Annotated in this window: 7 protein-coding genes; all 7 read left to right on the top strand. The window is 42.2% G+C overall.

Annotated elements, in window-relative coordinates:
- Positions 1–4 precede the first annotated feature (4 nt).
- The 7 genes from QME58_03040 to QME58_03010 all read left to right on the top strand — a co-directional run bounded on the left by QME58_03040 (position 5) and on the right by QME58_03010 (position 16,183).
- Positions 5–3,223, top strand: a complete 3,219-nt coding sequence (locus tag QME58_03040; GenBank protein ID MDI6802807.1) for a T9SS type A sorting domain-containing protein — start codon at positions 5–7, stop codon at positions 3,221–3,223.
- 73 nt (positions 3,224–3,296) lie between these two features.
- Entirely contained in the window at positions 3,297–5,186 is a 1,890-nt protein-coding gene (locus QME58_03035; GenBank protein ID MDI6802806.1) for a T9SS type A sorting domain-containing protein, read from the top strand.
- 70 nt (positions 5,187–5,256) lie between these two features.
- Positions 5,257–7,920: a TonB-dependent receptor gene (locus QME58_03030; protein ID MDI6802805.1), complete on the top strand. Its 2,664-nt coding sequence runs from the start codon at positions 5,257–5,259 to the stop codon at positions 7,918–7,920.
- 7 nt (positions 7,921–7,927) lie between these two features.
- Complete coding sequence (locus QME58_03025; GenBank protein ID MDI6802804.1) at positions 7,928–11,197, top strand: hypothetical protein; 3,270 nt, start codon at positions 7,928–7,930, stop codon at positions 11,195–11,197.
- A gap of 14 nt (positions 11,198–11,211) precedes the next feature.
- Positions 11,212–12,216, top strand: a complete 1,005-nt coding sequence (locus QME58_03020) for a PorV/PorQ family protein (GenBank protein MDI6802803.1) — start codon at positions 11,212–11,214, stop codon at positions 12,214–12,216.
- Entirely contained in the window at positions 12,134–14,608 is a 2,475-nt protein-coding gene (locus QME58_03015; protein ID MDI6802802.1) for a glycosyl transferase family 36, read from the top strand. Before QME58_03020 ends, QME58_03015 begins: the two co-directional genes overlap by 83 nt.
- Positions 14,609–16,183 (top strand): glucoamylase family protein, encoded by a 1,575-nt coding sequence (locus QME58_03010; protein ID MDI6802801.1) that lies wholly within the window; start codon positions 14,609–14,611, stop codon positions 16,181–16,183. It begins immediately after the preceding gene.
- The last annotated feature ends 150 nt before the right edge of the window (positions 16,184–16,333 follow it).

The raw sequence follows: 16,333 nt of genomic DNA, 5'->3' as shown, positions 1-16,333 counted from the left end.
TGTTATGAAACATAATTACATATTAGTGATGATTTTGTTGGCTGGTATTTTAATTATTATACCACAAACTAAAGCACAGGCTAACGACCCACTAGTAATGGTGGCAAAGTTAGCAGATGGAAATATTGTTATTGATGGCAAGCTCGATGAAACCGATTGGGGAGCGGCAAAACCATATTTGAAATTTGGACCTGACCCGATTCTATCACCTTATGAACAGCCTATAACAAACGGTACGCTCGTCCGAGGTATATATTCGGATACAAGCCATGCTTCTGTGAAATTTTTACGAAAAGGGATGAGTCTTTTTCTTGGTATCGAATCAAAAGATAAATCTGTCGGTTGTTTCGGAGATAGTTGGGAAGGCGATGGATTATTTATGAAGATAAAAAATGCAGCCGGACAAGAGAAAGAATTCAAACTTTATTATAATGCACCTGGCAGATACGGTACGGCAAGCGCTGATAGCGCAGTTTATGAAACAGGCGGCATTCCGATTACTTACGGAAAAGGAGTTGGATTAGTGTTTGGTACAACAATTCCTTATGACACTACGCAAGAAGATAACGGATATTTTCTTGAACTTGAGATCTATCTTGATTCACTCGGGTTCACTTCGAATGTTGATACTTTAGATGTAACGATTAATATTTTTGATCCCGATGGTTATCATTTCGATGCGCAGCCATGGGTTGGACCTGACTCTAGAACATTTCATAAAACCTGGTGGGGTACAGAGTGGGGACCGGCAAATCGGAAAATTTTTCTACAACCCAACCGACCGTATGATGATCCGCGCGTAATGGCTGCGAAAGCAGTGGTGGGAAGTATCACTGTCGATGGAAAATTAAATGAACCTGAATGGATGTTTGCAAAACCGTACCTAAAATTCGGACCGTATCCGGCTGTAACTACTGATGAAAAATCGGTAACTGGCGGCGTTCTCGTCCGAGGCGCTTATTGGGATCCGAGCTATGCGGCCGTTAAGTTTTTACGAAAAGGAATGAGCCTCTTCCTGGGTATTGAATCAAAAGATAATTCTGTTGGCAGCTTCGGAGATAGTTGGGAAGGTGACGGATTGTTTATGAAGATAAAAAATGCAGCGGGACAAGAGAAAGAATTCAAACTTTATTACAATGCACCTGGCAGATACGCTACGGCGAGCGCTGATAGTGCAGTTTATGAAACAGGCGGCATTCCGGTTACTTACGGAAAAGGGATAGGCCTTGTAACGAGTGGAACAATTCCTTATGACACCACTCAATTAGATAATGGTTACTCGCTCGAATTAGAAATAAAGTTAGATTCACTCGGATTTACATCGAGTATAGATTCCTTAGATGTCATGATCAATATTTTTGATCCCGATGGTTATCATTCAGGTTCGCAGCCCTGGGTTGGTCCTGACAGCAGGGTATTTCACAAAACCTGGTGGGGAAATGAATGGGGACCGACGAACAGAAAAATTTATCTTGAACCACAGCGTGCTTATGATGATCCTTCAACTATGTTGGCAAAAGCATCCTTGGGAAGCATTGTAGTTGACGGAAAAATGGATGAACCAGATTGGAGTTATGCAAAACCGTATCTCAAATTTGGTCCGAATCCGGCAGTTACTACTGATGAGCTTTCTGTAACAGGTGGTGTTCTCGTCCGTGGCGCTTACTGGGATCCGAGTTATGCTACTGTAAAATTCTTGCGCAGAGGTATGAGTTTATTTATAGGCATTGAATCGAAAGACCAATCTGTCGGCAGCTTCGGTGATAGTTGGGAAGGCGACGGTCTGTTTATGAAAATAAAAAATGCAGCTGGACAAGAGAAAGAATTCAAACTTTATTACAATGCACCTGGTAGATACGGTACGGCGAGCGCTGATAGCGCGGTTTATGAAACAGGTGGCATTCCGGTTACTTACGGAAAAGGTGTAGGTCTTGTAACAAGCGGCACAATTCCGTACGACACCACCCAAATGGATAACGGTTACACACTAGAATTAGAAATAAAGTTAGATTCACTCGGATTTACATCGAGTATCGATTCCTTAGATGTTATGATCAATATATTTGATCCCGATGGGTATCATACGGGTACTCAACCTTGGGTCGGACCTGATTCACGCGTATTTCACAAAACTTGGTGGGGCAGCGAGTGGGGTCCTGCAAATCGGAAGATATATTTACAACCAGAACGACCGTATGATGATCCAAGAGTTTTAGTAGCCAAAGCCGCAAGCGAGGAGATTGATGTGGATGGAAAACTCTCCGAATCCGATTGGGTAACTGCAAAACCCAACTTAAGGTTCGGTCCAAATCCATTACTTGGTTCGGATGAATTTTCCGTTACTGGGGGCGCTCTTGTTCGAGGGGCTTACTGGGATCCGAGTTATGCAACTGTAAAGTTCTTGCGAAGAGATATGAGTTTATTTATAGGAATTGAATCGGAAGACCAATCTGTTGGCAGCTTCGGCGATAGCTGGGAAGGCGATGGACTTTTTATGAAGATAAAGAATGCAACAGGACAAGATAAGGAATTCAAACTTTTTTACAATGCACCGGGCCGACACAATACAGCGAGCGCTGATAGCGCAGTTTACGAAACAGGCGGCATTCCGATTACCTACGGAAAAGGCGTAGGTCTTGTAACGGATGGAACAATTCCATATGACACCACTCAAATGGATAATGGTTACACTCTTGAGCTGGAAATAAAGTTAGATTCACTCGGATTTACATCGAGTGTCGATTCATTAGATGTTATGATAAATATTTTTGATCCTGATGGATATCATACAGGTAGTCAACCTTGGATCGGACCTGATTCAAGATCATACCACAAAACTTGGTGGGGAAGTGAGTGGGGACCGGCGATGAGAAAAATATATCTATCACCCACTGTAAATGTTGACGGAGGAAAAGAAGTTCCAACAAGTTTTGCACTTTCCCAAAACTATCCGAATCCATTCAATCCTTCGACTACAATTAAGTATGCGCTTCCTTCACGCTCACACGTTTTGTTGAAAGTTTTTAACACACTCGGGCAGGAAGTTGCAACTTTGGTAAATGAGGAACAATCAGTGGGTTATCATTCGGTGAATTTCAATGCATCGTCTGCCTCAGGCGGATTATCGAGCGGTATGTATTTCTACCGACTTATTGCCAAAGCCAGCTCTTCTGGACAAGCTGGAACTTATGTTGAAATAAAGAAAATGGTTATCGTCAAATAACATTCCATAAAAAATATAGATGGGGTAATTGCGGTTACCCCATCTAATAAAATGTGAGAAAGGAGATCATATTATGAAAATGTTTAAAATATTATTCTTGTTTTCATTTGTGGTTACACTAACATCAGCTCAAATGATTAAAAGGACAGATGCAATCTGGGCGCGTACAGTTACACAGGAGGCAATAACACTCGATGGAAAACTGAGTGAACCGGCATGGTCGGTTGCTGAATCAGTGTTGGTTGTGTTCGGTCAAAGTGCGGGTATGCCAGGAAGTGGATGGAAACCTGAAGCGGGTGTTACTGCATCTGATTCCACAAAAGCGACGTTAAAATTTTTAGTCAGAGGAGATTCATTGTATATGGCGGTTATTGCCCGCGATAGCTCCGTAGGCGGTGGTCTGTTCAATAAATTCGATGGACTTCTGATGAATATGCGTAATCATTCGAGTCCGGATAGACCCGCGCCGGTTTTTGAGTATTTTTATGGTTGGGTTACTGAGTCGTGGGGTTGTGGACCATCAGGTGGAGATGTGGGTGCCGAACCGTGTTTTATGGGTTCGGCATCTACCGACCGAACTGTTTGGAACGCTAAAACCACAGTGCAGGGAATTGCTAATAAAGATACAGGTGCCGGTGGGATAGTTATACCAGACACCGGATATGTAATGGAACTCTGTTTCAATTTAATTCCACGGGGATACAACGTCAAACGTCCACAAGGCGATATCATTGAATTTAATATTTCAATTTATGATGCCGACTGGCAATGGCCCTTTAACGCCGCGAAGTTTAGTGGTAACAGAGTATGGTGGCAAGGTCCGTGGGGTAACGCAAGCGCTTACAACGTAGTTCGTATTTATGCAAAGCCCGATGTCACTCTTGATACCGATCCAATACCTATCATAGGGCCTGAAATAGTTGTTAAAAACGGCATCAATTACTCTCCCCCGATTATCGATGGCTATTTATCGGAAGATGTCTGGAAGTACGCACCAAGTTTAGATATCCGATATGGTGATGATGCACTTCGTGAGTTATATCCGAGTATAGGCCCTTACCGCAGCGGACAATTCCAACCTGCATTAGGTGGAATTAAAGCTCAGGTTCTCGACCCTGCTGATGCAACAGTTAAATACTTCTTCAGAGACGATACATTATACTTCGGTGTTGATGTGCGTGACTTAGCAGTATGGTCAATTAACAATTTCGATCAATGGGATGGAATTAGGTTTTCGATTAATGATAGAGGAGCAATTGATGTACTTGATAAAATCCAGCTACCACGTGAATTAACTATCCGTTTTGATTCGACAGGTAAGCTTATAGCGGAAGGGTATTTACCGTATTTAATGGATACCTTAATGGGTGCGTGGGCAGAGATTAAAATGAAAGGTGGCACAACTATCAACGATTATAACGATGTAGATTCCGGTTACACAATCGAACTTGCTATCGATTTAACCAAGCTCGGTTATCCCTCGGGATTAGGTGATAGGATTTTGTTTTTTGGTATAACGCTTTTCGACGGCGATTCATTTGCAAGCGCTGCGGACAATTACGGAACTCGCACTTGGTTCTTCCGAGAACACGGTGGTGCAGCTGGACCAGTCTGGGCATATATGGATCCATTGGCTATTATAACTAAAGTTGATGATGAGCCAAGAAATAGATTTCCCACAACATTTACACTGCTCGGTAATTATCCAAATCCGTTCAATCCATCAACGACAATTAAATTCACGATGCCTTATGCAGGTGATGTGCAGTTAAAAGTATATGACGTCTTGGGTAGAAACGTTATTACACAAACTTTAGGTTACAAGACAATGGGTACACACCAAGTTCAGTTCAATCCCGAAGGTTTAAGTACGGGAGTTTATTTGTATCGACTACAGATGAATAATTCACAAAGTGATAAAATATTACTTACGCAATTCAGTAAGATGCTTTTGTTGAAATAATTCTTATGAATTTTGGGGAGAAAGTGTTTTTTCCCCAATTCATTTTTAATCCATTTTAAAATTTGGAAATATGCAAACCAGTTTCAAGTTTTTAAGAACGAATCTTTATTTTTTGTTAGTCATTCCATTTATGCTACTAATTTTTTTCTCAGGTAATCTGAACGGAGGGACTACCGGAAAACTCTCAGGCCGAGTTATCAGTCAAGCTAATGAAGCGCTGCCAAGTGCCAACATTCAAATTGTAGGCACCTCTCTCGGCGCTTCAAGCGATATTGAAGGTTATTATAATGTCAATAATATCCCGCCGGGTAAATACAGAATTCAATTTAGTTTGGTCGGTTATCAAACCCTAATAGTACAGGATGTTCTGATAACTACTGACCAGACAACGAAATTGGACGCTGCGCTTGAAGAAACCGTGCTCGAACAAAAAACTGTATTAGTAACTGCCCAAAAACCAATCGTTGATATCAATCTGACGAGCTCTATGGTTTCGCTTTCCGGAGACGATATCCAAGCTTTACCGGTTCAAGAAATCCGCGATATAGTAAACCTGCAAGCAGGAGTTGTGGACGGGCACTTTCGTGGTGGAAGACAGGGTGAAGTTCAATACCAGGTAAACGGTGTAACGGTTAACAACTCGTTTGATAACACTTCAATACTGCGACTTGACCGATCGTTGCTGCAAGAAGTCCAGGTGATTAGCGGTACTTTTGATGCGGAGTACGGTCAAGCGATGAGTGGAGTTGTAAATGCTGTACTAAAAAGTGGAACCGAAGATTTTAAATGGAATGCAGAACTATATACCGGTGATTTTCTGTATCCCGGTAGTACCAAACGACTAATAGATTACAAACTCAGACCCTTATCACTTCAAAATTACCAAATAGCAATCAGCGGACCGACACCTATTCCAAAGACCTATTTCTTATTCAATACTCGTCGATCTATCAGTAATGATTACTTTTATGGAACAAGGCGTTTTATCCCGACTGATAGTTCCGATTTTGAAAAAAAGATTTTTGCACCGACAGGCGATCAAAGTAAAGTACCTTTAGGATATTCGAATGAATGGTCGGGTCTTGCTAAAATTACAAACAAACCTGTAGCACATTTTAATATAAGTTATCAAGCAATTCTAAATTTTATTGAAGCAAAGCGTACAAATTTTGCTTGGCGGCTAAACCCCGATGGTACTCCTACACAGAAGACATTTTCGCTTGTGCACGGTATCGATGTTACGCACACACTTTCTAACTCAACATTCTACAACATTGGCGTGCGACAAAATTATTTGAAATATACTGACTATGTCTATGAAGATGTTTTCGACCCGCGCTATATTGATGCGGGTCCCCCACAATCGGATGGAACATACGAGTTAGGTGCAGTTATACAAGGAGTCGATTTAAGTCGCTTCAAGCAACAGACAAACACTTATGTAATAAAGGCATCCGTTACAAGTCAGGTAACCCGCGACCACCAACTCAAAGCTGGAGTTGAGCTGCAGTATTCGAATGTCGAGTTTGGATCGCCCGGATATATACTCCAAACTACCGAAGGCGGAGTAATGGTACTGAGGCCTAAATTCTCACAACCGCCGGAATATCCTGGTATATTGCTTTATCGTCCTTTATCTATCTCGGCTTATGCACAAGATCAAATTGAATGGCAAGACCTTACACTTAGGTTTGGCGCTCGTTCGGAATATTTCGACTCACGCGCAACTATCCCGAGCGATTTGCAAAACCCGGCAAATAATATCGCGGGTGCGCCACAATCATATCCAATAAAAGCAACAAAAAAAATCACAGTTGCACCCCGGTTGGGTGTGTCGTATCCGATAACAACACGGTCTGCTCTCTTTTTTGCTTATGGACATTTCTATCAGTTGCCGGGTTTGGGTCAAATATTCACTAATTCCGATTACACAATTTTAAAAGAATTACAAGCGGGTGGTGTTAGCTACGGTGTGCTCGGGAATCCCGATATAAAACCCGAACGAACAATTCAATATGAATTTGGTTATAAAAACGAATTAACCGACTTCCTTGGTATGGACATCAGTGTGTTCTACAAAGACATCAGAGACCTACTTGGTGTAGAGTTCATCTCCACTTATACTGCCGCAGAATATGCCCGCTTAACTAATGTTGATTTTGGAAATGTGATAGGTTTTACTTTTTCTTTAGATCAACGAAGAATTGGACTTTTAAGCACATCATTAGATTATACCTGGCAAATGGCGCAGGGCAATTCAAGCGACCCACGAGAGACAGCCACAAGAGCTGCTGCAGGCGAAGACCCAAGACCCAGACAGGTTCCACTTAATTGGGATCAGCGGAACACTTTAAATCTCACAGTTATGTTACAGGATCCTAAGAATTTTTCTTTCAGCGCTGTTTCACGATTAGGTAGTGGACAACCATATACACCGGCTATCGGTGCTGGATTCGGCCAAGGACTTGAGGCAAACTCAGGTCGAAAACCCAATCATTTAGTTGTAGATTTACGCGGTGAAAAATTCTTTACTTTCAGCGGGTTTCCGATCAGCGTATTTTTCCGAGTTTTTAACTTGTTCGATACAAAATTTGCAAACGGTTTTGTTTTCTCCGATACTGGCAATCCCGATTATTCTCTCAATCCGATCGGCGACCGGGCTATGTTAGCAAACCCAACTCGCTTCTATCCACCTCGCAGGATTGAGATAGGTTTAACAATTTATTACGATTAATTTTCTTATGAAGAAAAATTGTCGACAAATCATAATTATTTTACCCCTTATTTTCATTTATAATTATTTGGAGGTAGAGGCACAACTTCAACCTGTAGTCCCGCCTGAATTGAGAGGAAGAGTAGATGCTGAGCGTGCAGGCTTTCACGATGCAGCTAACATCAGAACTATTTTTTATAATTTCGGAATGGTCGGCGACTATCCACCGGATCCGGGAAACGTAGATTTAAGTGTGTTTCATTCAGTAGAAATACCAAAAGGAAGCGGTCTTAATTACAGCGATGGTATAACTCCTTTTGTTCTCGCAAAGATTACCCAACGAAACGGAGTCGATGCATACATTATGGAAACTGGTTATCGCGAGCGGCAAGGGCTGAGTCCATATCATAACCGAATAATGCGATATGAACCGCGCCCCGGATTCTTTCAACCCGATCCAGCAATAAACCGTGGTCGCTCCCCCGCTGTGAGTAACGACCCAAGAACCTGGCCCGATAAATGGCAAGATAAATTAAACGATATTGATGATCCGGGCTGGTCTAGTAAATGGAATGGTTACTTCGGCAAACGGGCAGCCGCCGACTTAGAGAGTTTTACTGTGATGGATGACCAATTTTACGATGCTTGGGATTTTTATCCTGATAATCGCGATACCACACGACGCGGGCTTGGCTTGCGAATAGAAGTGCGGGGATTTCAATGGGCTAACCCGCAAGCAAGTAATGTAATTTTCTGGCATTATGATATTACAAACGAGGGAACAACCGATTACGATGACAACATAATTTTTGGAATTTATATGGATGCCGGCGTCGGTGGTTCAGCACGCTCTTGTGATGGCGTTTATGAATCTGACGACGACAACGCTTTCTTCGATAGATCTTCTGGTTTAAATCTGGTTTACACTTGGGATAAACTTGGAAACGGTGTAAGTTTAGCAGGCAACTGCACGAAAACCGGATACCTCGGTTATGCCTATCTTGAAACTCCAGGGAATGCAGCAGATGGTATTGATAACGATGAGGATGGAATAACTGATGAAAAACGAGATAGTGGACCGGGACAGTTGATTGAAGGTCAACTAGCGATACGGAATTATGTAGCAGCCAATTATAACCTTGCTAAATTTGAGACTGCATACGGGAAATTAGATCAACGCCCGGCTTACAGTGCCGGAAGATGGTGGACTGGAGATGAGGACCTTGATTGGGTAGCAGATTTACACGACTACGGCGCTGATGGTGTGCCGGAAACTTTTGATACAGGTGAGGGAGACGGGATTCCGACAAATGGTGAACCTTATTTTGATAAAACCGACTTGAATGAATCTGATCAAATCGGTCTTACTGGTTTTAAAATGAATCGTATTGCCCCCGGTGCTGGTAACCCGAGCACTGAAACAGACAATATTGCCTTCTTTGATGACGGTCGAAATTGGCCACAACGGCTTTATCAGAAATTTACCGACCCTGTCTTTTCTAATCATTTCGATTCTGCTCTTATTCTAAACTACAACATCGGGTTTTTATTTGCTTCCGGAACTTTTCAACTCAAAGCCGGCAAAACCGAACGTTTCAGCCTCGCTCTTGGTTACGGTGCTGACCTCATCGAATTGCGTAGTACAGTTAAAACTGTTCAGCAAATTTATAACGCAAATTACCAATTCGCGGTGCCGCCCCCACTGCCAACTGTAAAAGCGGAAGCAGGAGATGGGTACGTGCGGCTGACTTGGGATGATGTTGCCGAACGGGGTGTTGACCCAGTTACTAACATAAACGATTTCGAGGGTTATCGAATTTACCGCTCAACAGACCCTGAATTTCGAGACCCGAAAGTAATTACAACCGGGCGAGGAACAGGTCCATTCGGTAATGGTAAGCCCATCGCACAATTCGATTTGAAAAACGGCATCAGCGGTTTCTCGAAACAAACTGTAGAAGGTGTTGCATATTACCTTGGCAATGAAACGGGAATAACGCATACATTCATCGACACGACGGTAACAAATGGTCAACTCTATTACTATGCCGTTACATCGTATGATTTCGGATCCGATTCATTAGAATTTTTTCCGTCCGAAAATGCTATCAACGTCTCGCGCACACCACGCGGCGGAGTGATTCTTCCTTCTAACGTAGCTGAAGTCAGACCTAATCCGAAATCCCTCGGTTATACACCTGCTACCACATCAAACACTGTCCGAACTAACGGAGAAGGGATCGGTTCTGTAGATATACAGATTTTAAATTCCAAGTTGATTCCTGATGGGCATACTTTTTATATTACATTCAATACACAATCGCCTGACAGTATCCGTGCATCATCTTACAATTTAACGGATAGTACTACCGGAAAGGTTGTAATAAAAAACGGATATGACCTTGATGGAGAAGGAATCGGACAGGTGGGTTCGGGAATGCTGCCGGTTATCGCAACTCCGAGGACAGTTGTATTAGATACCTTACAAACAGGATTCACACCAACAAGCCCGACAAATGCTCGATTTAAAACAAATTATATACATGTTCTGCCAATCAACTTACGCCGTCCCGGTTTCCCTGATGATATAACAATTACGTTTGCTAATACATTTATGGATTCATCTATTTCTTTTGGTGTCGGTCGTCCTGCTCGCCCTGCCAAATTTAGAATTACAGCTAAAACCGATACCGGTAATATGCGTATGAAATTTGTATTTTATGACGTTGATAGAGATAGTACCCTTAGTAGAGCAGATGAGTACGTTGATATTATTACTTATACAAAAACAGCTCCAACTGTAGCACGACAGACTTGGAGGATTCAGCTCGATACGATCGGTCAATCTGTTCGAGGCACGCTTGTCCCACCCGCTGAAGGGGATATGTATAATTTGGTTATAGATATTCCTTATGGTACCCAAGATACTTTTAAGTTTATTACCAAAGCAGAATTTATTGATAATGCAAAGGCGAAAGATCAGTTTGCTGAAAAACCGTATGTCGTGCCTAATCCCTATGTCGGTTCAGCGAGTTTTGAACCGGAACGATTCGCAGTTTCCGGACGTGGTGAACGTCGACTTGAATTCAGAAACATTCCACAAAATTGTACTATTAGAATTTACACGATAAGAGGTGAGCTTGTACAAACGCTTTACCACGATGGTTCCACGAGCGGTTATGTTGCTTGGAACCTACGGACTAAAGATAATCTCGATGTTGCGCCAGGGCTATACATTTTTCACGTGGATGCACCAGAGGTAGGCACAAGTATTGGAAAATTTTCTATTATCAAGTAGTAGGAAAAGAGACTATGAAAAAGATTTTAAAATTATTTTTTGTCTTAATATTTTTTCAGACATCATATTGCCAAACAAAGACTGGAACAACTGTAGGTCAATTCCTTCTCATAGAACCGAGCGCTCGCGTTTCAGCAATGGGAAATGCAGGTTCGTCGATGTACGGCGAAGTCTCTGCTGCTTATTATAATCCGGGTGCAATAGGGATGCTATCGGGTTATCAAGTTCAGTTCACACATAGTGTCTGGCTCGCTGACATAGCTTATAACTATGCGGCAGTTTCGATTCAACCCGGTGAGTGGGGAAATCTTTTTGCGAGTGTAACATCATTAAATTTGGGTGAGATCGAGGTTAGAACAGTGTCGCAGCCACTCGGAACGGGTGAACATTATACGGTATCAAATTTTGCAGTAGGGCTTGGCTACGGCAAACAAATTTCGGATAGATTTTCTGCCGGCATTCAGGTAACGTATATACAGGAGATGATATGGCATAGTTCTCTTTCTGCGTTTGCTATCAACGTCGGAACTATTTATCGTCTCTCACCGGATGGATTGCACATTGGTGCAAGTATTTCAAACTTCGGTACAAGGGCAAAATATTCCGGCGATGATTTGCGTATTCAGTTCGATAAAGATCCTACACGATATGGAGACAATAGCGCTCTACCTGGACAATTTTTTACAGAAGAATTCCCACTACCCGTGTTTTTCCGTGTAGGTGTAAGTATGCCTTTACAAATTGGAAATTATCATAAATTCCAACTTGCTGTTGATGCTTTTCACCCGAACGATAACACAGAGAGTATTAGTTTTGGCGCTGAATGGATGTTCAGAAATACTTTTGCTATTAGAGGCGGTTATCAAAACCTTTTTCAACAAGATTCGGAAGTAGGTTTAACATTAGGCGCCGGTGTTTATTTCGACGTCGGTGGTTATGAATTTAAAATGGATTACGCTTGGAATGACTATGGTCGTTTGGAAAGTGTTCAACGGTTTTCAATCGGATTATCTTTTTAAATACATGAAACAATTTGCTACTAAGTACGGAAAATTTTCTCCGGACGGAAAAGAATATATCATCAATACACCAAGAACACCCCGACCTTGGATAAATGTAATCAGTAACGGTGATTATGGAATTACAATTTCACAAACAGGCAGCGGTTATAGCTGGCGCACGCACGCTCAGTTAAACAGAATCACACGATGGGAGCAAGACTTAATTAAAGATGATTGGGGAAAGTATATTTATCTGCGGGATGAGAAAGGTAATATCTGGTCGGCGGGATGGAAACCGGTTTGTAGAGAACCGGACTCTTACACATGTCATCACGGTATCGGTTATACTAAAATCAATTCTACGAATTTCGGAATAGAGACTGAACTGCTTGTCTTCGTTCCGAACAACGAACCGCTTGAAATTTGGAAGCTTACTATTAAAAACAAAACTCGGCGTCCACGCCGGCTTCGAACATTTACTTATTTTGAGTGGGGACTTGGCGCATCGCCCGACTGGCATAGGGAATTCCACAAAACTTTTATCGAAACAAAGTTTGACGAAAACGCAATCTTCGCTACAAAAAGGATGTGGGAAATTCCAGCTGAAAGAGGCCATTGGAATGCCGATTGGGCTTATGTTGCTTTTCACTCGTCTAACATTAAACCCGCTTCTTTTGATTGTGATAAAGAATCTTTTCTCGGCAACTACGGCTCGTTGAGCAATCCTGAAGCGGTTACTGAAGGAAAGCTCCATAAAAAATGCGGTAATATGTTCGATGCTATTGGTAGTCTCCAAAATAACATTTCACTCGGGCCTAAAGAAGAAATCACAATTGTTTTTACACTCGGCGCTGCCGACTCACAACTGCAAGCTCACGATTTAATTAAAAAATATTCTTCCATTAATAATGTCGATGAAGCTTTTCAAAATGTTCGGGGAAGATGGAATGAACTTCTCAACACGGTAGAAGTTCAAACTCCCGACGATGCGATGAACATTATGATGAACTCGTGGCTGAAGTATCAGGCAATCTCCGGACGGATGTGGGGAAGAACAGCTTATTATCAGACTGGAGGTGCTTTCGGGTTCAGAGACCAATTGCAGGACAGTCAAATCTTCCTTCCAATTGATTCTGAAAAAACCAAAGAACAAATTCTGCTTCATGCCAGGCATCAGTTTAAGGACGGAACGGTTTATCACTGGTGGCATCCGATTTCTGAAATCGGCCTGAAATCAAAAATTTCAGATAATTTACTTTGGATGCCGTTCGTTGTTAACAATTTTCTTTTAGAGACTAACGATTTTTCAATTCTCGATTGTAAAGAACCTTTTGTAGATGATGCAACACCTGTAAAACTTTACGATCATTGTGTCCTTGCAATTGACAAGGCGCTCGAAAGGTTCAGCGAACGAGGTCTGCCATTGATTGGCGGCGGCGACTGGAACGACGGCTTGAGCGCTGTGGGGCTTGATATGAAAGGCGAGTCCGTTTGGCTTGGTCATTTTATTCACCGGATACTTATTGATTTCTCAGAAATTTCTTCGCGATATGGTGATACTCAAAAATCAAAAACATACCTTGAACGGGCAAAATTATTAAAAGAAAAATTAAATAATCTTGGTTGGGATGGCGAGTGGTATTACCGTGCGACAAAAGATTCAGGCGAAAAGATTGGCAGCAATGAAAATACTGAAGGTAAAATTTTTCTAAATGCTCAGACTTGGTCGGTTATTGCTGAGGTTGCTGACGATGATCGGGCAAACCAGGTAATGGATATGGTTGAAAAAGAGCTTGGGTATAAAACAGGACCTCTACTTTTATATCCGGCATACAAAACTATAGATACATTCATCGGTTATCTTACTCGCTATGCGCCCGGACTGCGTGAGAACGGGGGCGTTTATATACACGCAGCTACATGGGCGGTTGTTGCAGAAGCTTTGCTTAAACGCGCTGACGAAGCTTACCGGATGTTTTCAAAAATTAATCCGATTAACAGAGGACTCAGACCCGACGAATATGTAGCTGAACCTTATGTTACACCGGGTAACATCGAAGGACCTGAATCTCCGTTTTACGGTCGCGGCGGTTGGACGTGGTACACAGGTTCTGCTTCATGGTTGTTCAAGGTTACGCTCGATTGGATACTCGGCATCAGGGCTACTTTTGAAGGATTGATTATTGACCCTTGCATTCCTAAAACGTGGGAAAAATATTCTGTTAAACGAAAGTTTCGCGGCGCAACTTATTTGATTGAAGTCTGCAATCCATCAAGTGTCGAATACGGCGTTAAAGAAATTCTGATTGATGGAAATCCTTATGATTCTAAAACAGCTGAACTTAAAAATGTTCTTCCGGTTTTTGAAGTTGGTTCAACACACACCATAAAAATTACACTCGGAAAGTAAATGATGAAATCATTCGTTTTAATTCTTCTTATCAATTTTATTTTATCACCAAACTTGTTTGCCCAAAGTGACGATGAGCTGTTAGACTCCCTTCAACATTCGGCTTTCCGTTTTTTCTGGTACGAAGCCAATCCTTCGAATGGACTGATAAAAGACCGCAATACTTCCTGGTCGCCATCAAGCATCGCATCAGTCGGTTTTGGGCTATCGGCAATTTGTGTTGGTGTTGATCGAGGTTGGGTTGCAAGAGAAGCCGCAAAAGACCGTGTGCTGACGACTCTTAAAACTTTTTGGCAAAAGCCACAGGGAAGCGCTGCATCAGGTACAATCGGTTACAAAGGTTTCTTCTATCATTTCCTGGATATGACAACTGCAACTCGGGCTTGGAATTCTGAGTTATCATCTATCGATACAGGGTTGTTGTTAGCAGGAATTTTAGACGCACAGCAGTACTTTACTGGAACTGACTCGATAGAAACTCTCATCCGTGCGTATGCTGATTCTATCTACCGCCGTGTCGATTGGAATTGGATGCGTAACTTTAGCAGCGGTATTATGATGGAATGGAAGCCCGAAACTCAATTCGGTACTATGGGGTATTGGGTTGGCTACAACGAAGCAATGATTTTATATATTCTTGCGTTAGGCTCGCCAACCAAACCTGTTCCCACAACCGCCTGGCAGGCATGGACGAGCGGTTATACGTGGGAAACATACTACGGATATTCTTACATCCCTTTCCCACCCCTTTTCGGACATCAGTATTCGCACTGCTGGGTTGATTTCAGAAATATACGCGATGCCTATATGCGATGGAGAGGTATAGATTATTTTGAGAACTCGCGCCGTGCAACTTTGGCTCAGCGTGCTTACTGCATTGACAATCCGGGAAACTTTAACGGTTACAGCGATTCTGTTTGGGGACTCACTGCTTCTGACGGACCAACAGGATACGCAGCCCGTGGTGCACCGCCGGCATTTAACGACGACGGAACAATAACACCGACTGCTGCTTTAAGTTCAATACCATTTACTCCAGAACAATCTCTTGCAGTTGCTCATAAATTGTACAAAACGTACCGCGCTCAACTCTGGACAAACTACGGTTTCCGAGATGCTTTCAATCTAAAAGTGAATTGGTGGGGTCCTGATGTAATCGGCATTGACCAAGGACCGATAATCGTGATGATAGAAAACTATCGGACTCAATCTGTTTGGAATCGTTTTATGAATAATCCATACATTCAAGTCGGACTGCATCGTGCAGGTTTTGAACCCGTAACCGATGTGAATGAACCTTCAGTATCGATTTCGGATTTCATGCTCTTTCAGAATTATCCGAATCCGTTCAATCCTAATACAGTTATTAGATATTATATTTCCCGAAGAGGATACATTAGTTTAAAAATATTTAATCTGTTGGGACAAGAAATTGCAACATTGGTTGACGGAATCCAAGATGCCGGGTATAAATCTGTGGAATGGAATGCGGCAAAATTTCCGAGCGGTGTATATACATATCGTTTGAATACGAGTGAAGGTGTACAGACAAAAAGGATGTTGTTTATTAAGTGATGATGTTACTTTTTTACTCTTCCATTCGACTCCTCTGGAGTCGAGTATACTGCGTTCGTTGTTAACTACAGACATTTGTCTCCTACGGAGACAGGGTGTTCCAGAACATATCATTTACAGTCCGTAGGACTGTTATGTTTGTAGAAATGT

This window comes from Bacteroidota bacterium, from assembly GCA_030017895.1.
Taxonomy (GTDB): Bacteria; Bacteroidota; Ignavibacteria; order UBA10030; family BY39; genus JASEGV01.
The sequence above is the reverse complement of the archived record's forward strand: the minus strand, read 5'-3'. Positions and strand labels throughout refer to the sequence as shown.

Excerpts from the sequence above, each read along its gene's own strand:
- QME58_03030 (MDI6802805.1), top strand. The coding sequence starts at position 5,257 with ATGCAAACCAGTTTCAAGTTTTTAAGAACGAATCTTTATTTTTTGTTA.
- QME58_03040 (MDI6802807.1), top strand. The coding sequence starts at position 5 with ATGAAACATAATTACATATTAGTGATGATTTTGTTGGCTGGTATTTTA.
- QME58_03015 (MDI6802802.1), top strand. The coding sequence starts at position 12,134 with ATGAATTTAAAATGGATTACGCTTGGAATGACTATGGTCGTTTGGAAA.
- QME58_03020 (MDI6802803.1), top strand. The coding sequence starts at position 11,212 with ATGAAAAAGATTTTAAAATTATTTTTTGTCTTAATATTTTTTCAGACA.
- QME58_03035 (MDI6802806.1), top strand. The coding sequence starts at position 3,297 with ATGAAAATGTTTAAAATATTATTCTTGTTTTCATTTGTGGTTACACTA.
- QME58_03010 (MDI6802801.1), top strand. The coding sequence starts at position 14,609 with ATGATGAAATCATTCGTTTTAATTCTTCTTATCAATTTTATTTTATCA.
- QME58_03025 (MDI6802804.1), top strand. The coding sequence starts at position 7,928 with ATGAAGAAAAATTGTCGACAAATCATAATTATTTTACCCCTTATTTTC.